The 19848-nt window shown below is 68.1% G+C and carries 20 protein-coding genes and 1 tRNA gene; 13 read left to right on the top strand and 8 right to left on the bottom strand.

What is annotated here, in order from left to right:
* Positions 1-106 precede the first annotated feature (106 nt).
* Positions 107-1054, bottom strand: coding sequence for an alpha/beta fold hydrolase (locus IT882_RS04085; protein WP_195693278.1), 948 nt, complete (start codon positions 1052-1054; stop codon positions 107-109).
* A gap of 111 nt (positions 1055-1165) precedes the next feature.
* Here IT882_RS04085 and IT882_RS04090 point away from each other — a divergent pair, with 111 nt between their 5' ends.
* Positions 1166-1879: a tyrosine-protein phosphatase gene (locus IT882_RS04090; RefSeq protein WP_195693279.1), complete on the top strand. Its 714-nt coding sequence runs from the start codon at positions 1166-1168 to the stop codon at positions 1877-1879.
* Here IT882_RS04090 and IT882_RS04095 read toward each other — a convergent pair.
* Genes IT882_RS04095 through IT882_RS04110 form a run of 4 tightly spaced genes read right to left on the bottom strand, consistent with a single transcriptional unit; the run spans position 1869 to position 5970 of the window.
* Positions 1869-2351, bottom strand: coding sequence for a Fe-S oxidoreductase (locus IT882_RS04095; RefSeq protein ID WP_229382291.1), 483 nt, complete (start codon positions 2349-2351; stop codon positions 1869-1871). The two genes, IT882_RS04090 and IT882_RS04095, sit on opposite strands and share 11 nt — an antisense overlap.
* Positions 2348-3163: an arginase family protein gene (locus IT882_RS04100; protein ID WP_195693280.1), complete on the bottom strand. Its 816-nt coding sequence runs from the start codon at positions 3161-3163 to the stop codon at positions 2348-2350. The genes IT882_RS04095 and IT882_RS04100 overlap by 4 nt, the downstream gene beginning before the upstream one ends.
* 12 nt (positions 3164-3175) lie before the next feature.
* Positions 3176-3913 (bottom strand): PspA/IM30 family protein, encoded by a 738-nt coding sequence (locus tag IT882_RS04105; protein WP_195693281.1) that lies wholly within the window; start codon positions 3911-3913, stop codon positions 3176-3178.
* 50 nt (positions 3914-3963) lie between these two features.
* Positions 3964-5970, bottom strand: coding sequence for a TPM domain-containing protein (locus IT882_RS04110; protein ID WP_195693282.1), 2007 nt, complete (start codon positions 5968-5970; stop codon positions 3964-3966).
* A gap of 139 nt (positions 5971-6109) precedes the next feature.
* On the opposite strand from IT882_RS04110, the gene IT882_RS04115 reads away from it, so the two are divergent.
* From IT882_RS04115 to IT882_RS16295, 7 genes are all read left to right on the top strand, one after another.
* Positions 6110-6949 (top strand): DUF3097 domain-containing protein, encoded by an 840-nt coding sequence (locus IT882_RS04115; RefSeq protein ID WP_195693283.1) that lies wholly within the window; start codon positions 6110-6112, stop codon positions 6947-6949.
* 245 nt (positions 6950-7194) lie between these two features.
* A complete protein-coding gene (locus IT882_RS04120) occupies positions 7195-8364 on the top strand; it encodes a hypothetical protein (RefSeq protein ID WP_195693284.1) in 1170 nt (389 codons plus the stop codon).
* An 89-nt stretch (positions 8365-8453) separates the two neighbouring features.
* Complete coding sequence (gene trmB / locus IT882_RS04125; RefSeq protein ID WP_229382292.1) at positions 8454-9113, top strand: tRNA (guanosine(46)-N7)-methyltransferase TrmB; 660 nt, start codon at positions 8454-8456, stop codon at positions 9111-9113.
* Entirely contained in the window at positions 9110-9409 is a 300-nt protein-coding gene (locus tag IT882_RS16290; RefSeq protein WP_229382293.1) for a hypothetical protein, read from the top strand. The genes trmB and IT882_RS16290 overlap by 4 nt, the downstream gene beginning before the upstream one ends.
* Positions 9373-10023 (top strand): CPBP family intramembrane glutamic endopeptidase, encoded by a 651-nt coding sequence (locus tag IT882_RS04130; protein WP_229382294.1) that lies wholly within the window; start codon positions 9373-9375, stop codon positions 10021-10023. The genes IT882_RS16290 and IT882_RS04130 overlap by 37 nt, the downstream gene beginning before the upstream one ends.
* A gap of 66 nt (positions 10024-10089) precedes the next feature.
* On the top strand, positions 10090-11676 hold the full coding sequence (locus IT882_RS04135; protein ID WP_229382295.1) for an alkyl/aryl-sulfatase: 1587 nt from the start codon (positions 10090-10092) through the stop codon (positions 11674-11676).
* Complete coding sequence (locus tag IT882_RS16295; RefSeq protein ID WP_229382296.1) at positions 11649-11963, top strand: alkyl sulfatase C-terminal domain-containing protein; 315 nt, start codon at positions 11649-11651, stop codon at positions 11961-11963. The genes IT882_RS04135 and IT882_RS16295 overlap by 28 nt, the downstream gene beginning before the upstream one ends.
* 113 nt (positions 11964-12076) lie before the next feature.
* Here the strand turns inward: IT882_RS16295 and IT882_RS16300 are convergent, their stop codons facing one another.
* From IT882_RS16300 to IT882_RS04145, 3 genes are all read right to left on the bottom strand, one after another.
* Positions 12077-12874: an alpha/beta hydrolase family protein gene (locus IT882_RS16300; RefSeq protein ID WP_229382297.1), complete on the bottom strand. Its 798-nt coding sequence runs from the start codon at positions 12872-12874 to the stop codon at positions 12077-12079.
* Positions 12820-13308 (bottom strand): hypothetical protein, encoded by a 489-nt coding sequence (locus tag IT882_RS16305; RefSeq protein WP_229382298.1) that lies wholly within the window; start codon positions 13306-13308, stop codon positions 12820-12822. Before IT882_RS16305 ends, IT882_RS16300 begins: the two co-directional genes overlap by 55 nt.
* A 551-nt stretch (positions 13309-13859) precedes the next feature.
* Positions 13860-13932, bottom strand: a tRNA-Arg gene (locus IT882_RS04145).
* A 107-nt stretch (positions 13933-14039) separates the two neighbouring features.
* Here IT882_RS04145 and IT882_RS04150 point away from each other — a divergent pair.
* The 5 genes from IT882_RS04150 (at position 14040) to IT882_RS04170 (ending at position 19795) form a co-directional block, all read left to right on the top strand.
* Positions 14040-14876, top strand: coding sequence for a transglutaminase-like domain-containing protein (locus tag IT882_RS04150; RefSeq protein ID WP_195693286.1), 837 nt, complete (start codon positions 14040-14042; stop codon positions 14874-14876).
* Positions 14877-15040: 164 nt separating this feature from the next.
* Complete coding sequence (gene argS / locus IT882_RS04155; RefSeq protein ID WP_195693287.1) at positions 15041-16705, top strand: arginine--tRNA ligase; 1665 nt, start codon at positions 15041-15043, stop codon at positions 16703-16705.
* Between the two features lie 3 nt (positions 16706-16708).
* A complete protein-coding gene (locus IT882_RS04160) occupies positions 16709-17545 on the top strand; it encodes a DUF2993 domain-containing protein (protein WP_195693288.1) in 837 nt (278 codons plus the stop codon).
* A 249-nt stretch (positions 17546-17794) separates the two neighbouring features.
* The gene (locus IT882_RS04165) at positions 17795-18790 is read left to right on the top strand and encodes an ABC transporter substrate-binding protein (RefSeq protein WP_195693289.1); all 996 of its coding nucleotides are present in this window, start codon (positions 17795-17797) and stop codon (positions 18788-18790) included.
* Between the two features lie 69 nt (positions 18791-18859).
* On the top strand, positions 18860-19795 hold the full coding sequence (locus IT882_RS04170) for a nucleoside hydrolase (protein ID WP_195693290.1): 936 nt from the start codon (positions 18860-18862) through the stop codon (positions 19793-19795).
* Positions 19796-19848: the final 53 nt, after the last annotated feature.

The raw sequence follows: 19848 nt of genomic DNA on the forward strand, positions 1-19848 counted from the left end.
GCATCCGCGGCGAGGCTGGTGGGCACGCGGAGCACGAAGGGGATCTGCGGTAGATAACTCTAGGGTCCGGTGGCTCTGTTCCCCTCATCGAGGGGCGAACGTAACGTCATCGTTGCCGGGTGTCTCCCAGCTCGGCGATCGTCCCGGCGAGCGACCTCGGCGCCTCCTCGTGCACGTTATGACCGGTCGGGAGAGCGACGAGAACGGCATCCGGTCGGCGCCCCATGAACTCTGCCGCGTCCTCGGCGGTGACAAAGCCGTGCTCCCCGCGGATGAGCGTGAGCGGCGCAGCCACGGCGGCGACGTCGTTCCATCCCGTGGTGGAGAGAATCTCGGAGAGGGCGTCCTGCTGCGCATCGACCTGCGCGGCAACCTCGGGCGCCGCCGCGAGCGCCGCTGCCAGGTGAGCGAAGTGGTGCTTCCATTCCACCCGTCCGTCTTCGCGCACCCGCGAGTTCAGGTACACGCCCCGCTCGGTCTTCTCGCGGGTTCCGCCCCCGAGACCGAAGGCCATCGCCCGATCGACCATCTCGTCGCGGCTCGCCCAGTCGGTCGGACCTGCAAAAAAAGCCCGGATCTGCGCCGCTCCCGCGTTCGGATCGATGCCCGGAGTGATGTCGACCATGATCAGCTGCGCGACGAGTTCGGGAGCGGATGCCGCCAATGCGGCGCCGGTCAGTCCGCCGAGCGAGTGTCCGACGACCAGTTGCGGCCCCGATGCCCACGCCCGGATACCCGTCGCGACATCGGGCGCGAGGTTTGTCGCCGTGTAGGCGGCATCGGTTCGCCACGACGAGTCGCCGTGCCCGGGCAGATCGATCGCGAGGGCGGGAAGCCCGAGCGCGAGGATCGTCGAGTCCCAGGTGTGTGCGTTCAGTCCTGCGCCGTGCACGAACGTGACCGCCGGAGGCGCGTCGCCGAACCGCAGCGCGCTCAGGCTGCGTCCGTCCTCGAGGGTCAGCGACATGCGCTCGACCCGAGGGAGATCCCCGGTCACGCCGACGTCACGGGCATCGGTGGCCAGGAAGCGGAATTCGTCGTCAGAGGTGGTCATCGCCGTCCGTCCTCGGTTGCGGGGGATGACCCCATTCTGGCCCCCTCGCGTGGGGACGACGACAGCCTGCGCACAGGTGGGAGTCACGCGACGCAGATAGGCTCGAAGAACGTGAGCACTCTCGACATCTCCGGCGCCATCAACTTCCGGGACACCGGCGGACTTTCTGCTGGTTCGGGGAGGACCCGCACGGGCGTGCTCTACCGGTCGGGCAATCTGGCGCGACTCGACGAGGACGGCATCCGTGCATTCTCCGGCCTCGGGATCCGTCGCGTGATCGACCTGCGCGACGACACCGAAGTCGCCGGTGCACCCAGCAGGTTCGACGACCGCGCCCTTGTCGTTCAGCGGGTGCCGCTGTTTCTGGGCTCGGTCGCGTCGTTCTTCGTCGAGGATGTTCCACTGACCGAGATGTACCGGCGGTTGGTCGACGACTCCGCCGCGCGCGTCGTCGAGGTCGTGCGCGGCGTCATCGCCGACCAGCCGGTCCTGGTGCATTGCACCGTCGGAAAAGACCGCACCGGCGTCACCGTGGCCATCACCCTCGCCGCCGCGGGCGTGGACCGTGACGCCGTGATCGCCGACTATGCCCGCACGGAAGCACTCTTGCCGGCGTCACGCAATCGCGATGTGGTGGCGCGGATCCGTCAGTTCCACCCGGATGCCGCCAACCTCGAGGAACTGGCGACCAAGTCACCCGCCGCGGTGATGGCCAGGATGCTGGAGAGCCTGGATGCGACCTATGGGTCGCCGCGAGACTACCTGCGGGCTCACGGCATGAGCGATGACGAGCTCGTCTCGCTGGATGCCGCCCTCACGGAGTGAGCGCCTCGGCAGCCCGCCGGCGGGGGATGTAGTTGCCGTCGGCGAGTCCCGCCTCGATCTCGAAACGATTGCGGATCGGATTGCGCCCCGACAGCTGGTACAGCAGCGGCATGAGCATCCCGTACCGGCGCCACTGACGCGCGTGCACGAGCTCGTGCCGCAGCACCCGGGCGCCGTCATTGGTCGCGGTGAGGTAGCAGGAGCCGACGCACACCCCGCCGCGCGGGAAGGTCCAGGACGGCATGCCGCGGAAGACATACAGCACGGTGCCGTCCCGGCCGCGGTGTCGCCGTATCCGTCCGGTGCTCCAGAGAAACCCCCACGTGAACCCGATGGCGGTTCCGACCACGGCCCCCGCTCGGGAGAGAGGCGAGTCCAGCAGCGGGAGCCACCGATCCAGGGCGCGGCCGCGGGCGACGGCGCGGTCGGCGGCTGCCTCCCACCCGGCGGGCGGCATCGGGATCGGGCTCACGCCACGGCTCCGAGAAGACGCAGAATCGTCGGCATGTCGTCGATCGCGGCATCGGGGGAGGACGGGGAGAACTCGGCGATGGTCGCCCCGGCAAGCGGAAAGCGATCACGGACAGCTCGGACTGCGGCGATGACGGCGCCGGCATCCGGGCCGAACGGCACCGGAAACGACACCCCTGTCACGGCGGAGGGGTCGAAGACATCGAGGTCGATGTGCAGGTAGACCCGTGCCGCCCCGGTCGCGGAGATCGCCGCGATCAGGGCCTCCGGGTCGGCGAGGCGCTCGGGCGGCACGAGGGAGATGTCGTTCTCATCGATGAACTGCCGTTCGGCGTCGTCGAGCTCCCGGGTGCCTGCCAGCACCACCCGATCGGGAGTCAGGACGCCGCGGGAAAGACGGAGACGCTCGGCGCCGTCTCCGAGCGCGGCGCGCAGCACCATGCCGTGGAACGCACCGCTGGGTGAGGACTCGGGAGTGTTCAGGTCGGCGTGCGCATCGAGCCATACCAGGGCGACGTCCTCGGCAGCGACGGCTTCCAGCGCACCGATGCTCACGCCGCAATCCCCGCCGATGACAACCACCGGCTCGGGTTGGCTCGCCACGGCATCCCGAACGAGCTCGCGGATGCGACCGAGTGAACTGGCGCGGCGGATGCCGGTATCCAGGCTTTCACCGGCTTCGACCGGCACCTCCAAGCGGGTGCAGGCCGAAGCCGGGAGGTCGCCCGCGATGGCTTCGGCGCCGTCGACGAGCTGCATAGCGCGAGCCGACCCCGAACCCTGCCACTGCGGGGCGATGACGAAATGAGCCATGGGGCTGTTCGATCAGCCTTCGATGGCGGGCTTGGCAGCACCGCCGGACTTCAGGGCAGCCAATCGGGCCTCCACCTCCGTGAGTTCGCCGAGGTCTTCCAGGCTCTCGAACTGGGCGTCCAGGCTCGAGGCGGCGAGCTCGGTCTTGCCCTGCGCGATCGCCTCCTGGCGGCGCACCTTCTCTTCGAAGCGGCCGAGTTCGCTCGTCGGGTCAAGCACGTCGATCGACTTGACGGCATCCACGACCTTCGTCTGGGCCTCGGCGGTCTTCTGACGCGCGACCAGCTCAGCCGACTTGGCCTTGAGCTGCTCGAGCTTCTGCTTCATGCCGTTCAGGCCGTCTTTGAGCTTGTTCACGACCTCGGTCTGCGATGCGATCTGCGGGGCCGCGGCCTTCGCCGAGTTCTCGGCCGCAATCTGCCGCTGCAGGGCGACCTTGGCGAGGTTGTCGAACTTGTCGGCATCCACGGCATCGCCGCTCGCGCGGAACTCGTCAGCCTTCCGGCTGGCAGCCAGAGCCTTGTTGCCCCACTCGGATGCCGACTGCAGGTCTTCCTGGTGGTCGCGCTCGAGGAGCCTCAGATTGCCGATCGTCTCGGCGATCGCGGCTTCCGCATCGGCGATGTTGTTCGTGTAGTCACGCACGAGCTGGTCGAGCATCTTCTGCGGGTCCTCGGCCTGGTCGAGCATCGCGTTGATGTTCGCCTTCATGAGGGTGGAGATACGCCCGAAAATGGACTGCTTTGCCATCGGTGTGTCCTTCCGTGTGGAGTGTGAGTGGTGGTCGATGAACGTGATTGCTAGAAGCGGCCCCCGCCGCGGCGCCCGCGTGAGCCCCCGCCGCCGAAGCCGCCGCCGCGTGATACGCCGCCGCCGAAGCCGCCGCGCCGGGAGCCGCCGCCGAAGCTCCCGCCGCCGAAGCTTCCGCCGAAGCCGCCGAACCCTCCGCGCCGCGATCCGCCGCCGGAGAGCACAGAGTTGAGGACGATACCGCCGAGGACGGCGCCCATCATCCCGTTCGATCCGCCGCCCCGGGAGCCGCCGTAACCACCCGGGTCGAAGGCTCCGACATCGCGCTGAGCCGCCTGGATCGCCTGCGAGGCGAGCTGCTCGGCGCGCTGAGCGTGCGGGAGGGCCTGCGCCGGGTCGGAAACCTGGATCTGCTGCGCCGTTGCCAGACTCGCGCGCGCTTCGGCCAGCCGGGTGCGGGCCTGCGCGCCGACGGCGCCGCGACGGGCGGCGATGAAGTCGTCGGCCGCGGATATTTGAGCGCCTGCCTGCATCGTGACCTGGGCGAGCGCCTGCTGGGCCCGCTGCGCCTGAGCCTGAGCATCCCGCGCGGCCTGCACGACCGTGTCGATCTGCCGGTCTGCTTCCTCGAGTGCGTGCAGCGCCGCAAGCGGACGCTGCAGGGGAGCATCCAGAAGCGCACGGGCGGACTCGATCTGTTGCGCCGTGCTGGCTGCGACACCGGCCAGACGTCCGTCGGGATCGGGAAGCGCTCGCGCGGTCGCGATATCGGCTTCGAGGCCCGCCATCACACTCCGGGCAGTCGTCGCCGCCTGCCGCAGATCACGGGCCAGGGTGTCGACGGCGCGTTCCAGCTGCAGGGCTTGGGTCACGGCATCCTCGGCGCCGCGGATGCTGACTGCCGCCTCCGATGTCTTGCCGGCAGCCAGTGAGGTGCGAGCCGACGCGAGTGCGGCATCCGCGAAGGCGATCCGTTCACGCGCCTGCTCGGCGTTATCGGCGACGGTTGCGATGGCATCCGGGTGGAAGGATGCCGCGAGTTCGGATAGTTCGTGATCGGCATCGTCCAGTCGGGCGACGGCGTCGTCACGGTCCTTCGCGATGCGCTCGATCGCCTGCGGTGCGTTGCGCTCGAGTTCACGCAGGGCCTCGAACTCGGCAACCTTCTCGTCGAGCGCCGTGTTCGCCTTCTCGCACAGGGCGAGGATGGCGACGTTCCACTCTCGGATCTGGGCGTCAGTGTCGGGCTCGGCATCGTCCAGCCGCTGCTGGAGCGAGAAAGCTTCGGTGAGGCTCGCCGTCGCGGCGGTGATCGTCTTCTCGAACTCGGCAGCCGCAGCATCACCGAACTGCGCACGCGCGAACCCGAGTTCCTGCGTGCTCGTCGTGATGGCATCGTCGGTCGCGACCAGAGCGGTCGCCGCGCGCCGAGCGAGTTCGTCGAGACTCACCGCTTGCAGATCGGCATCGCGCCTCCGGCGAGAGCGGACGATCAGCCAGAACACCAGTCCGCCGATGGCGGCGATCACGACGAGGACCAGGACGGCCGTGAAGAACCCCCCGGAGCCCGATCCTCCCGACAGCGCGGACTCCACGCCATCGGCTGCTGTCGTGATGGCCCCGAGGTAGTCCCCGTCGCTCAGGTATGGCTTGACCTCCGCCTCGATCGCCAGGAGCTGGTCTTCGCTGAGGGGACCGGTTGCATCGGCGGAGGTGTAGAACTGGCGCGACTCGGTCGCCACCGCGAGGATGTACTGGTTCGGCCCGAGGCCGTTGCGTTCGGCGACCGTATCGGCCCATTCCTGGCTGTTCGACGGATTCGTGAACTCGTCGACGAACACCGCGTACAGGTCGACACCCGTGGACGCGTACAGCTCAGCCAATCGCGCGTCCGCCGCCTGCTGGTCGGCCGCGCTGAGCGCGTCCACCTCATCGAGGACGTAGCCAGCACCGAGCGTGACCGGATCAGTGGCGCTTGCGGGCGCGGCGGTGAGGGAGAGCAGTGCCGCGACCGCCACCGCGCTCAGTACCGTCCCGAACGACCATCGAGTCGGCATCGATTCCCCTCCCGGTGCGCCACAGCCCGCGCCCTTCGATCCTATTGATCGGGCACGGCCTCGCGGAAGCGCTCCGCGAGGCGCACCGGATCCTCACAGCGTGCGTCGTAGGGTGAGTGCCCGAAAGGCAGGTGCGGTGGTGGACGATCGCTACGGAACTGACGTACTCGCGAGCGGCTGGCGCGGTCACGGCCGGACCGAGAGCTCCCGTGTTCCGGCAGAGCGGGGTCTGGTCATCGAGGTGCAGGCAGACGGGTTCTGCGGTGCCGTGACACACGCGGATGCCGCGACCGTCGAGCTCGAAGACCGCTTCGGTGCCCGGCGCCGTTTTCCGCTGGGCCCGGGGTTTCTGGTGGAGGGGTCGCACGTCGTCCTCGTCGCGCACCGGCCCGTGGCCCCCCAGCAGCCGAAGCGGACGGCATCCGGCTCGTTCGCGGGCCCCGACGAGCGGGCGCGGGTTGCGCGGGCAAGCCGCATCCTGGTCGAGGGGCGCCACGACGCCGAGCTGGTGGAGAAGGTTTGGGGAGACGACCTGCGCGCGGAGGGCGTCGTGGTCGAGTACCTCGAAGGGATCGATCGCCTGGCGGCCATGCTCGAGGAGGAACCGCCCTCGGAGCGCCGCCGCTACGGCATCCTCGTCGACCATCTTGTGCCGGGCTCGAAGGAGGCGCGCATTGCGGCGGAGATCACGCGCGGTCGGCACGGCACGAACCTTCTCATCGTCGGACACCCCGAGATCGACGTGTGGCAGTGCGTGCGGCCCGCCTCGCTGGGCCTGCGAGCGTGGCCGACCGTGCCGCGCGGCGTCGACATCAAGGTCGGAACCTGCCGCGCTCTGGGCTGGCCGAGCGAGACGCCCGCCGATCTGGCCCGCGCCTGGCGCCGCATCCTCAGCGCGGTGGGCAGCTATCGCGACCTGGAACCTTCGCTCCTGGGCCGCGTCGAGGAACTCATCGACTACGTGACGGCGGCGCCCTGAGATCAGGTCACCGACAGCGCCGCGGCGATCGTGCCGCCGGGGCTGGCGGATCGGTGGCCGCCGCGGGGACTGGCATACTGGGCTGAGGCGTGCTCGCCTCCTTTTGTGTGCGCGGAAGGTCAGCAGTGGTTCCCACCTCTCGACAGGATGTCGCGCTCTCCCCGCGGAGAGCCCCCTCCTCCCGGGGATGGCGAGGCGTCCCTCGCGGTCTGAGCGATTGGCTCGCCGACCTGACGTCGCCGCGCGTGGGCGTCGAGCCCATCGCCTCCGGGACCCTCACGAAGGTCGTCGGAATCTGGGCGCTCGGCCGGGCCGTCAACCTCGGACTTCTCTGGATGTTCTTCGAGGTGTCGCGCCTTGCCGATCTCGGATTCGGTCCGTTCGGCATCCACGTGCGCAGCTTCCTGACATTCCTCACGGGATGGGACGCCGACCACTACCTCAACATCGCGCGCACCGGTTATCCGATCCGCCTGCCGATGGAGGAGGGGATCGTCCAGACCAACGACTGGGCGTTCCTGCCGGTCTTGCCGTTCCTCGAGCGCGTGGGCTCCGATCTGACCGGGGTCAACGAGGGCATCATCGGGGTCATCGTGAGCATCGCGGCCAGCCTCGGCGCGACCCTCGTGCTGTTCCTGCTGCTGCGGCGGGTGACCACTCCGCGGGCAGCCTGGTGGGGCATCGTGCTCTTCACTTTCGCCCCGCTCTCGTTCGTCTACGTGCTCGCGTACGCCGAGTCGCTGTTCCTCCTGCTGCTGTTCACCGCCCTGCTCCTCGCGATCCGGCGCCAGTATTTGCTGATCCTGCCGGTGGGGGTACTGGCCGCGTACACCCGGCCCGGCGTCCTCGCCCTCGCGCTGGGCCTCGGGATCGTCTTCGTCGTGCGATGGATGCAGCACCGCACCGACCCGTTCCCCTGGACCCAGCGGCTGAGTCTCGCCGCGAGCGGGATCGCCATCGCGGCGGCTGGTCTCTCGTGGACCTCCATCGCGGACGCCGTCACCGGCATTCCGCACGCCTACGTTCGTACCGAGACAGCCTGGTGGATCCCGCTTGTCGGTACCGGGGACTTCGTGCCCCTGACGCCGTGGTTCCGGTTCTTCGGCACGTACCTCAACGTGTTCGGCATCCTTCTGGTTCTCGCGATCATGGCGGCGTTCGCCTGGTGGATGTTCTCCAAGCCCACGCGCAAGCTGGGTCTGGTGATTGTGGCCTACGCGGCAAGCTACGGCCTGTACCTGTTCGGCGTCTTCCTGCCGCAGCAGTCGACCTTCCGCCTCATGATGCCGCTGTCACCCCTCCTCGGTGACGAACGCTTCTCGTCGACACAGCATCGTCGGCAGTGGCTCCTGGTCGGGTGTCTGGGCCTGCAGGTGGTCGCCGTGTTCCTGCTGTGGACCATCGGATATCCGTGACCGGTCGGGCGCCCGCTGTGACATCTTCCGAGGACGGCTCGACGGGTTTTCGTGACCGGCCCGTCTCTTTCGTCCGCCGAAGCGGCAGGATGTCGGAGGCCCAACAGCGGGCGTGGACCGAGGTTGGTCCCCGGATGCTGATTCCCGTGGAACGGGATGCCGCATCCACCAGCATCCGGGAGGGATCGACCATCGACCCCGCGGCGGTGTGGGGACGCGCGGCGCCGCTGATCGTCGAGATCGGGTCGGGCCAGGGGCACGCGATCGTGCACGCGGCGACATCCCGGTCCGACGCGAACTTCCTGGCCGTCGAGGTCTTCCGGGCGGGCCTCGCGCGGACGATGCTGGATGCGGATCGGGCGGGGCTCTCGAACCTCCGTCTCGTGGAGGCCAACGCCCCCGAGGTGCTCGAGCACCTCCTCCCGCCAGCCTCGGTCGATGAGCTCTGGATCTTCTTTCCCGACCCCTGGCACAAGAAGAAACACACCAAGCGGCGCCTGGTCACCGCCGAGTTCGCCGCGCTCGCGGCATCCGTGCTGCATGCGGGCGGGGTGCTGCGGCTCGCGACCGACTGGCAGGATTATGCCGACCAGATGCGATCGGTGCTGGATGCTGCGCCCGGCTTCACCCGCGCCTTCGAGGGCGACTGGGCACCCCGTTTCGGTGGCCGCGTGCTGACGGCTTTCGAACGAAAGGGTGAGCGGGCCGGGCGGGAAATCCGAGACCTCACCTACCGGCGGAGCACGTGAGTAGTGACGCGGACGCCGGGCACGGGATCGCGCAGCGGCTTCCTGCGGTCTCGTGGCGCGTCGTGCCAGCCGTGCTGATCGTTCTGGCAGCTCCCGCGTTCTTCGTCGCACTGATGCCCTGGCTGGGATGGACACTCCTGGCGGCCGGCATGATCGCCGCGCTCCTGGTCGAGCGTTTCGCGCCGGCACCTGCCGGACCGACCGTGCGAATAGGGTCGCGGCTCGAGACGGCCCGGGTGGTCTCGCGCCCCCGTCGATCGTGCGGGACCTGTCGCTCATCGCGATCGGGATGCTGATCGTCAGTGCGATTCCGCTCAAGGCCGAGCTCGACAACCTCGCGATCGTGCGTTTCGCGATCGCCCTGGGGGGCGCCGTCGCGGTGCCCTACGTCATCTCGCGGTTCGTCTACCGGGACCGGGCGATCGGGTTCCCCTGGCGCGGCGGTGGTCGCTGGCGCTGGTTTCAGTGGACGTGGCTGGTCGGCGTTCTCATCCTCGGCTGGCTGATCCTGCCGTTCTACTTCATCACCTCCGGGGTCTATCTCAACTGGCCGGTCGTGGACACTCCCGACCTCATCGCCCGGCTGTTCGTCGGGGTCGGCGCCGTGGGGATCTGGGACGAGCTCTTCTTCATCTGCACGGTCTTCGTCCTGCTGCTGCGGCACATGCATCCGGTCACCGCGAACCTGCTACAGGGCGTCGTGTTCGTCTCGTTCCTGTGGGAGCTCGGCTACCAGGCGTGGGGACCGCTGCTGACGATCCCGTTCGCTCTGCTGCAGGGCTACATCTTCCTCGTCACGCGCTCGCTCGCGTATGTGGTGACCGTGCACCTGCTCTTTGACGCGGTGGTCTTCGCCGTGCTTGTCCACGCCCACAACCCCGGACTGTTCGACCACCTGTTTCTGGTCTGACGCTCCGCCTCGGGTTTGGGTGGGTCGGCCCTTGCGTGGCGGCGCGGCGTGAGTCACGCTGGCGCCATGAGTGACTCCCTCGACCCGGCCCCGGCCATCATCGATGCCCACGCCCTCGCGCTGACCACGCTCCCGTTCGCCGACGACCGGGACCTCGTCGCCGCTGAGCGCGGGTTCCTCGGAACTCTCGCCCCGCTCCTGATCACGGATGCCGAGGGTGGCGTGGTCTGGGACGGCGAGAGCTACAACTTCCTGCAGGGCGAGCCACCGGCATCCGTGCACCCGAGCCTGTGGCGACAGTCGATGTTGGTGGCCAGGCACGGGCTGTTCGAGGTCGTCCCCGGGATCTATCAGGTGCGCGGCTTCGACCTGTCGAACATCACATTCGTCGAGGGAGACAGCGGGGTCATCGTCATCGACCCGCTCATCTCCGCAGAAACTGCGGCCGCCGCCCTCGCGCTCTACCGCGAGCACCGGGGCGAGCGCCCGGTCGTCGCGGTGATCTACACGCACAGTCACGTCGATCACTTCGGCGGAGTGTTCGGTGTGACCTCTCAGGACGAGGTCGATGGGGGTGCGGTCCAGATCATCGCGCCCGAGGGGCTCGTGGCGCACGCGGTGGCCGAGAACGTGTATGCCGGCACCGCGATGGGGCGTCGAGCCGGATACATGTACGGAGCCGCGCTCGCTCGCGGCCCGCGCGGTCAGGTCGGGGCGGGGCTTGGCCAGACCACCTCGACCGGGTCGGTGGGACTGATCGTCCCGACCCTCGAGATCGGACAGACGGGGGAGCATCACACGATCGACGGGGTCGACATCGAATTCCAGATGGCTCCGGGCACCGAGGCGCCTGCGGAGATGCACTTCTTCTTCCCGCGGTACCGAGCCCTGTGCATGGCCGAGAACGCTACCCACAACCTGCACAACATCCTGACGCTGCGTGGTGCGCTCGTGCGCGACCCCCACGTGTGGTCGCAGTACCTCACCGAGGCGATCGAGCGGTGGGGTGAGGCATCCGATGTCGTCTTCGCCTCCCACCACTGGCCGACGTGGGGGCGCGACGAGATTGTCGAGTTCCTCTCGACGCAGCGCGACCTCTATGCCTACCTCCACGACCAGACGCTGCGAATGCTGAACCAGGGCATGACGGGAGCGGAGATCGCCGAGGTGATCCAGCTGCCTCCCGCGCTCGAGAACGCGTGGAACGCCCGCGGGTATTACGGCTCGGTCAGTCACAACGTCAAGGCGATCTACCAGCGCTACATGGGCTGGTTCGACGGGAATCCGGCACGTCTGTGGCAGCATCCGCCCGCAGCGCTCGCGGAGCGGTACGTCGCGGCGCTCGGCGGCGTTGACAGGGTCGTTGAGCTCGCGCAGGCAGCGTACGACGCGGGCGACTTCCGGTGGGCGGCGACCCTGCTCGATCACGCCGTCTTCGTTGATGCGGAGCACGCCGGCGTCCGGGAGCTGTACGCCGCGACGCTGCGCCAGCTCGGATACGGGTCCGAGAACGGCACCTGGCGCAACTTCTTCCTCTCCGGGCGACGGAGCTGGAATCGGGGAGCTTCGGTACCCCGACGAACCCGAACGCGCCCTCCATCGTCGCGCAACTCTCGCCCGAGCAGTTGCTGGACTCGCTCGCGATCTCGGTGAACGGGCCCGCCGCGTGGGACCTGGACCTTGCGTTCGACCTCGTCTTCACCGACCTGGACGTGACCTACCGGGTGACGCTGCGAAACGGCGTGCTCGTGTACGTCCCGCGGCAGGCGCCGGCTGACGCTCCGCTCGTGCTGCGGATGCCGAAGCTGCGCCTGCTCGCCCTCCTCGGGGGAGACCGCACGAGCCCCGGTATCGAGGTGGAGGGCGACATGCGCGTGTTCGAGCAGCTGGCCGCCGTGCTCGAACCGGGCGACCCGGACTTCGAGATCGTCCTGCCCTGATCGGGGAGGTGCCCCGCCCCTCATCCCGGGCGTCGGAGAAATCCCCGAGGTAGGACGAATCAGTCCAGGTTCATCCTGCGGTGGTGATTTCTCCTACCCTGCGGATGCGGCGCTCAGCGCCCGAGGCGAGCGTCGAGCCAGTCGAACATCCGCTCGTCGGTGAGTAGGCGCGCCAGCGGCTGGCAGTGGTAGTCGGCGCCTTCGTCAGCCGTGAATGGTTGCAGCGTCGCATCCGGCACCATCGCGGCGAGCTGCTCGGACTGGCCCGGCCAGAACTGCTCCTTCTCGGGAGAGGTGACCAGCAGTGGCGTCGTGATCTTGGCGGCATCCTCGGGCTCCAGGCGGTAGCGCAGCATCTCGACCATCGTGTCGTAGGGGCTCTGCTTGCCGAAGGGTCGAGCGCGGAAGTTCCAGAGGCGCGAGACGGACTTCGAGTAGCGCAGGGCCATCTCCATCCCGCGGTCGAACTTCTCCTTCTCACCCTTCTCGACCAGTTCCATCTCGGACTTCGGGATGCCGGCGCGCCACGACTGCGAAACATCGACGACCCCGGGATCGGCGACGGCCGCCGCGATCCGGTGCTCGAACGCCAGAGCGCGGGGGAGCCAATATCCGGACTGGCTGATGCCGTACGCGGCGATGCGGTCAGCATCCACGTCGTCTCGAGCAACCAACGCATCAACGACCGGGGTGATCACGGCCTCCCAGTCGTACCGGAACGGGATCTCGTGGTCGAACAGCATCGACTGCTGGCCGGGACCGTCGAACATCAGGACGTTGTAGCCGCGTTGCAGCCCGCCGAGGCCGCCGGTAGCCCACATGCTGCTGATGGAGCCATCGCTGCCGTTGACCAGGATCAGGGTCGGCGCCTTCTGGTCATCCGTGTTCGCCGTGAAGAAGTATCCCGGCATCGTGGTGTTCTCGTAGGGGATCGCGACGCGTTCGGCGGGGTACGGCGCGCGATCGACGAACGCATCCCAGGCGGTGCGGTGCGCCCGGAAGGCCCGCTGCAGGAGGTCTGTGTCCCCAACGCTGCTGCGGCGTTGACGGCGGGGGCGTAGGCGTTCGCTGCTCGCAGGTACGCCGACGCTGCGCTGGCGCGGTGCCCGGCATCCGCTGAGGCGGCGGCCTGACTCGTGAGGCGCTCGCCGAGCGCACTCCACGCGTGGTACCAGCCCTCGTGGTCCCCGTCCTTCACGTCGGCGATCGTCCGCAGGACCTCCCCGACATCGGATCCGCCGTAGGGGGCCTGTCCGAGCTGGATCCGCACTTCGAAGTCGAAGTCCTCGCTGTAGAACCCCGTCTCGAAGACGTCGTGCGCGTGCCTGCTGAATAGATTGGCCATGGTCTCTCCCCGAGTGTCGTCGGGGGCAGGCTATCGGCGCAGTCACGGCAGCGGAAGAGCTTTCCGCGCGTGCGTGGGCGCCGCGGCGGCGCAACACGACCGTAGGCGCTATCGCCGGCGGAGGACGGATCGGGGCCGAATCATCCGACGCTCGGGACATCTCCTACATTCCGGATGCCTGCCCGCGTGCCCCCGGCGGCAGGGGCCCGCCTGACGGGTGGTGTAGAGATCGAAGAAAGGGACCGCCCTTCGGACGGTCCCTTCTTCGATAACGTGCCCCCGCGCCCTACCGCCACTCCACGCGCCGGATGCGTCGCGCGGAGCCTCGGGCGGCAGGGGCCCGCCTGACGGAGGGTGTAGAGATCGAAGAAGGGACCGCCCTTCGGACGGTCCCTTCTTCGATAACGTGCCCCCGCGCCCTACCGCCACTCCACGCGCCGCTACGCGCCGCTACGCGCCGCGCGGAGCCTCCGGCGGCAGGGGCCCGCCTGACGGAGGGTGTAGAGATCGAAGAAGGGACCGCCCTTCGGACGGTCCCTTCTTCGATAACGTGCCCCCGACAGGAATCGAACCTGCGACCTTTGGTACCGGAAACCAACGCTCTATCCCCTGAGCTACGGAGGCGTACCGATCGAGATTACCACCGCGCGCCAGGCACACCCTGACCCTCGCACGAGCGGGGCAGCCGGACGCGTCATCCGGTGGACTTCCAGGCGTGCGAGGATACTCCGGTGCATCGCATCGTGACCGCCGAACTGGACCTGGAACTCGGGGCATCCATCGACCTGATTTTCCAGATCGCCGTTGCGCAGCATGCCCCCGTCCTCAGCGAAAATCTGACCTTCTCGCAGGGTGACCGCGTCTACACCCCGATCGAGATCATCGACCAGACGGGCAGCCGCCTGCACCGCTTCTGCGGCGAGCCGGGTGTCCTCGAAGTTCGCTACGACGCGGTCGTGGACGAGCAACTGACAGCGCGGGCCACGAGCGACCTCGAGGCCATCACCTATTTGCGTCCGAGTCGGTACGCCCAGTCCGACGAGGTGTTCTCGCAGGCCCGTCGGCAGTTCCGCGGGATCGGCGGCGAGGATCTGCTGCTGGCGGTGTCGGAGTTCGTCTCGGAAACCGTCACGTACACGCCGGGCCTGAGTCTGGGCACCGACTCGGCAGTCACGACCCTCATGACCGGCCAGGGCGTATGCCGCGACTACGCGCACCTGGTCATCGCGCTGCTGCGTGCCATGGACGTTCCCGCCCGGTATACGGCCTGCTACGCGCCAGGTCTCGATCCGATGGACTTCCACGCCGTCGCCGAGGCCTACCTCGACGGCGCCTGGTATGTCATCGACGCAACGCGACTGGCCGACCGGCGTTCCCTCGTCCGTATCGCAACGGGGCGGGATGCCGCCGACTGCGCCTTCCTCAGCTACCACGGCGGCAACCTGAGCCTCGACCGGATGCGCGTGGATGCCCGCCTCGCAGGCCCCGACACGGATGCCGGAGCATCCAACCCCGACACGGCTCCCGAAGCATCCGACGACTTCACCTCTCTCGTGCACCTCGCCTGATCCGCCCGATGCCGGGGTGAGACACAACCTGGCGCGAGCGACACCGGTCCGTCTCTCGCGCCACGCTGTGTCTCACGCGGTCAGGGACGGACGGCGGGCAAGCGGCGCGGGGGAGGGACGGCGCGAGGGAGGGGCACGGCGGCGGCGCCTAGACTGGATCGGCCATGAACCCCGATGCCCTCTCCGCCGCTCTTCTTGCCGTCATCACGCCCCTCGCCGAGGGTCGCCGCGACGGCGCGGCATCCGATCTCACCGTTGCAGACCTCCCGCTGGAGCGACCCAAGAACCGCGAACACGGCGACTGGGCCTCGAACGCTGCGCTCAAGCTCGCGAAGAAGCTCGGGGTGAACCCGCGCGAGTTCGCCGCCGAGGTCGCGGCCGGCCTGGCACAGGTCGACGGTGTCGCAAGCGTCGAGGTGGCAGGCCCGGGGTTCATCAACATCCGGCTGGATGCCGCGGCGGCAGGCTCCCTCGCGAAGACGATCGTGGACGCGGGAACCGCGTTCGGATCCTCAACGGCGCTGGGCGACCAGGTGATCAACCTGGAGTTCGTATCGGCGAACCCCACCGGACCGATCCACATCGGGGGCACCCGATGGGCGGCGGTCGGCGACGCTCTGGCCCGCATCCTCGCCTCGCAGGGCGCGAGCGTGACGCGTGAGTACTACTTCAACGATCACGGCGCCCAGATCGACCGGTTCGCCCGCAGTCTCGTTGCGGCAGCCGAGGGGCGGCCGGCTCCCGAAGACGGGTACGGCGGCGCCTACATCGCCGACATCGCCGCACGGGTTTCGGATGCCTACGACGGCGACATCGCAGCCCTGGATGCCGATGCCAAGCAAGAGGCGTTCCGGGAGCTCGGCGTCGGGTTCATGTTCGACGAGATCAAGCAGAGCCTGCACGAGTTCGGCGTCGACTTCGACGTGTACTTCCACGAGAACGATCTCCATGCGTCCGGAGCGGTCACCCGGGCTGTTGACCGGCTGCGTGAGCTCGGCCACATCTACGAAGCCGACGGCGCGATCTGGTTGCGTTCAACGGAGTTCGGCGACGACAAAGACCGCGTCGTGATCAAGAGCGACGGCAAGCCCGCCTACATCTCGGGGGACCTCGCCTACTACCTCGACAAGCGCGAACGGGGCTTCAACCGCTGCATCATCATGCTCGGCGCCGATCACCACGGCTACGTCAAGCGGCTGATGGCGATGTGCGCGGCATTCGGTGACGAGCCGTACGTGAACCTGCAGATCCTCATCGGCCAGATGGTGAATCTGCTCCGCGAGGGACAGCCGGTTCGCATGTCCAAGCGCGCCGGGACCGTCGTGACCCTCGAAGACCTCGTCGAGGCCGTCGGGGTGGATGCCGCGCGCTACGCCCTCACCCGGAGCTCCGCCGACTCGAACCTCGACATCGACCTCGACATCCTGCAGAAGCGTACGAACGACAACCCCGTCTTCTACGTGCAGTATGCGCATGCTCGCACGCACAATGTCGGTCGCAACGCTGCCGCGGCGGGCGTCGAGCGCAGCGTGTTCGCCCCCGAGACGCTGACGCACGAAACCGAGTCGGCGCTGCTGGGCGCCCTACAGGAGTTCCCCCGCACCGTCGCGTTCGCGGCCGAGGTCCGCGAGCCGCACCGCATCGCCCGCTATCTCGAAGAGCTCGCCGGCCTGTACCACCGCTGGTACGACAACTGCCGCGTGATCCCGCTCGGTGACGACCCGATCGAGCCGGTCCATCAGACGCGACTGTGGCTCAACGATGCCACCGGCCAGGTACTGCGCAACGGTCTGACCCTGCTGGGCGTCGGGGCCCCGGAACGGATGTAACCCATGACGGATGCCGAGCACCCCACCGACCCGCTCCCGGACCTGCGCGCGGGGTGGGTGCTCGCGGTGCCGGACGAGCCGAAGAAGCGTCGCCGGGTCTGGCCCTGGCTCGTTGCTGCAGCGGCGGTCCTGGTCGTCATCCTCGTTGTCGTGGTCGTCATCGTCGAGACCGTTGTGCGGTCCTCGATCGAGGCAGGCATCGCCGGTCAGGTGCGCACGGGGCTGGATCTGCCCGCGGATCAGCCCGTCGAGGTGTCGATCGAGGGGCCGCTCACTCTCCAGCTGCTCACCGGGAGCCTCGACGATCTCCGACTGTCCTCCGATAATGTGCCGCTCGGCCCGACGACGGCGGATGTCGATGTCGCCCTCCGCGGCGTGAGCACGACAGCCCCGTACACCGTCGGCGCCGGAGTCGCGACGGTGACCCTCGATCAGAGCCAAGTCGCCGCGCTCACCGACAGTGTCGCGCAGATCGACATCGTCGATCTGACCCTCGAAGACCCGACGATCGTCGTCGGCACCGAGCTCTCCCTGTTCGGATTCGGCATCCCGGTGTCGCTGTCGCTGGTCCCCAGTGCGGAGGCGGGAGAGCTGGTCCTGCGGCCCGAGAGCCTGCAGGTCAGCGGCCTGGCGGTCACGGCAGACGGCGTCCGGGACCAGTTCGGATCGCTCGCCGACCCGATCCTGCAGGACTGGCAGATCTGCGTCGCCCAATACCTGCCGGCGGGGGCGACGCTGACGGCGGCGTCCGTGACGGATGACGAGCTCGTCGCCACCTTCGATATCGATGGTCGGATGCTCGACGACGCGTCGCTGCAGCAGAACGGCACCTGCGAGTGAGAAGGCAGGCGCCTGATCCTTGCTTGTCCTTGAGGGCAGATGTCAGACAACCGATATCTGAAATCAGATGGAAACCTGGATGCCGTCTCGGTGAAATGCTAACTCCCTACTGTGCGTGGTGCCGGCACGTTCGTGTCGGTCCCCTCGATCTCGGAGCCAGCTCGCCATGACTACCCTGTTCTCGCCCGGTCGGGCCCCCCGCACCACCGGACTCGCCGCGCTGCTCGCCGGCATGCTCGCCCTTGCCGCGTGCTCCTCTGGCACGTCCACGGTGACATCGTCGGGGACGCGACAGATCCCGCAGCCCAGACCACACCGGTCACCGTCCAGCTGAGCTGGATTTTCAACGAAGAGTTCGCCGGCGAGTACTTCGCCGACGCCAACGGCTACTACGCCGACGCCGGGCTCGATCCTGTCCGCCTCGTGCCGGGCCCTTCTGCGGGGGTGCCCGAACTGATCAGCGGAACGGCCGACGTCGCGTTCAGTGATGCGGTGACCATCGGCGCGGCAGTGGCCCGTGAACAGGCGCCCCTGAAGATTCTCGGGGCCGTGTTCCAGCAGAATCCGTTCGCGGTGCTTTCGCTGACAGACGGTGCCGACATCGCGACCCCGCAGGACATGATCGGCAAGCGCATCGGAGTTCAGGACGGCAACTCCGCGCTGTTTGCCGCCCTCCTCGCGGCGAACGGAATCGGTGCCGATGAGGTGACTGTCGTGCCCGTGCAGTTCGATCCCGCGCCGCTGGTCAACGACGAGGTCGACGGATTCATCGCCTATCTGACGAACGAGCCGCTCGTGTTGGAAGCCCGGGGGATCGAGACGACGACCCTGCCGTTTGCCACCAACGGGCTGCCCTTCGTCGCCAAGACGATCACGGCGTCCGATCAGATGATCGCGGAGAACCGCGAGATGCTGAAGTCGTTCCTTCGCGCCGAGATCCAGGGATGGGCTGACGCCCTGGGGGATGTCGATGAGACAGTTCGGCTGGTGACGCAGGAGTTCGGCGCCGACCTCGATCTCGACCCGGTCGCTGTGCGCGCTGGTGCCGAGGAACAGAACACACTCGTGGTGTCGCCGGAGACGATGGTCAACGGTCTGCTCACCATCAGCCCGGAGCTCCAAGAGCGCACCCTCGCGAGTCTGTCCGCCGCGGGCATCGATGTCGCGGCAGAGGACCTGTTCGATCTCTCCGTGCTCGCCGAGGTCTATGCGGAGTTCCCTGAGCTCGCCTCCCTCGGTTCCTGACCCACCCCCGGGCTGCGCCACAGGGTGCAGCCCGGGCCCGATAGACGATCCTCGGAAAGAGGGAGCGCCATGACGCTACGGATGATCATCGACACCGACACCGCGCAGGACGATGCGTTCGCCCTGTTGATCGGACTTCGCCATCCCGCCGCCCAGGTGGAGGCGGTCACGATCAATTACGGCAACGTCGCCTTCGACCAGATGGTTGAGAACGCCCTTTTCACGATCGAGGTGGCGGGCCGAGGAGGGGAAGTGCCCGTCTACGAGGGCGCGCGGCTTCCGCTGCTGGCGCCGTTCGATGACTCTTCCTACGTGCACGGTTCCGACGGATTCGGTGGGGCGGGGTTTCCGCAGGCTCGGCAGCGTCCGGAATCAGAGAATGCCGTGACGGCGCTGCTCCGCCTCGTTGCCGACAACCCGGGGGAGTTCACGATCATCGGTCAGGCGCCGCTGACGAACCTCGCTCTGGCTGCCGCCGCCGACCGCACTTTCGCCGCGAACGTCAAGGAGCTCGTGATCATGGGGGGCACGAACAACGCCGCCGGCAATATCACTGCGGCGGCAGAAGCGAACTTCTTCCACGACCCCGAGGCCGCGGCGATCGTGCTCCGAGCAGGCTTCCGCACCACGCTCGTGCCGTGGGATCTCGTGATGCGTCAGGGGGTGTTCGATCTCGACAAACTCCGGCAGATCGAGAGCCTGGACACTCCCGCATCCCGGTTCTTCGTCCGAGCCAACCGCGGCACTCTCGCCTACAACAAGAAGGCACACGGGATGGACGGCAGTACCCACCCCGATTCGATAGCGGTCGCGATCGCCGTGGAGCCCCGAATCGTGACGAAGGCGAGCGACTACTATGTGGACGTCGAGACCGCGAACGGGATCGCATCGGGCTACTGCCTGGTCGACTCGGTCCGTCGATCCGGACGCGAGCCCAATGCGCGCGTGATCGAGGAGATCGACGAGGATCTGTTCTTCCAGACCATGATCCAGGCCCTCTCGTGACCGCCTCGTGGATGACGGGGGGACTGTTGTGAGTGTCGAGACGCTAGTGAGGA

Source organism: Microbacterium schleiferi (assembly GCF_015565955.1).
Lineage (GTDB): Bacteria > Actinomycetota > Actinomycetes > Actinomycetales > Microbacteriaceae > Microbacterium > Microbacterium schleiferi_A.

Coding starts and splice junctions, on each gene's coding strand:
- IT882_RS04085 (WP_195693278.1), bottom strand. CDS start 1,054: ATGACCACCTCTGACGACGAATTCCGCTTCCTGGCCACCGATGCCCGT.
- IT882_RS04100 (WP_195693280.1), bottom strand. CDS start 3,163: ATGGCTCATTTCGTCATCGCCCCGCAGTGGCAGGGTTCGGGGTCGGCT.
- IT882_RS04105 (WP_195693281.1), bottom strand. CDS start 3,913: ATGGCAAAGCAGTCCATTTTCGGGCGTATCTCCACCCTCATGAAGGCG.
- IT882_RS04110 (WP_195693282.1), bottom strand. CDS start 5,970: ATGCCGACTCGATGGTCGTTCGGGACGGTACTGAGCGCGGTGGCGGTC.
- trmB (WP_229382292.1), top strand. CDS start 8,454: ATGTCGGAGGCCCAACAGCGGGCGTGGACCGAGGTTGGTCCCCGGATG.
- IT882_RS04135 (WP_229382295.1), top strand. CDS start 10,090: ATGAGTGACTCCCTCGACCCGGCCCCGGCCATCATCGATGCCCACGCC.
- IT882_RS16300 (WP_229382297.1), bottom strand. CDS start 12,874: ATGCCGGGATACTTCTTCACGGCGAACACGGATGACCAGAAGGCGCCG.
- IT882_RS16305 (WP_229382298.1), bottom strand. CDS start 13,308: ATGGCCAATCTATTCAGCAGGCACGCGCACGACGTCTTCGAGACGGGG.
- argS (WP_195693287.1), top strand. CDS start 15,041: ATGAACCCCGATGCCCTCTCCGCCGCTCTTCTTGCCGTCATCACGCCC.
- IT882_RS04160 (WP_195693288.1), top strand. CDS start 16,709: ATGACGGATGCCGAGCACCCCACCGACCCGCTCCCGGACCTGCGCGCG.
- IT882_RS04170 (WP_195693290.1), top strand. CDS start 18,860: ATGACGCTACGGATGATCATCGACACCGACACCGCGCAGGACGATGCG.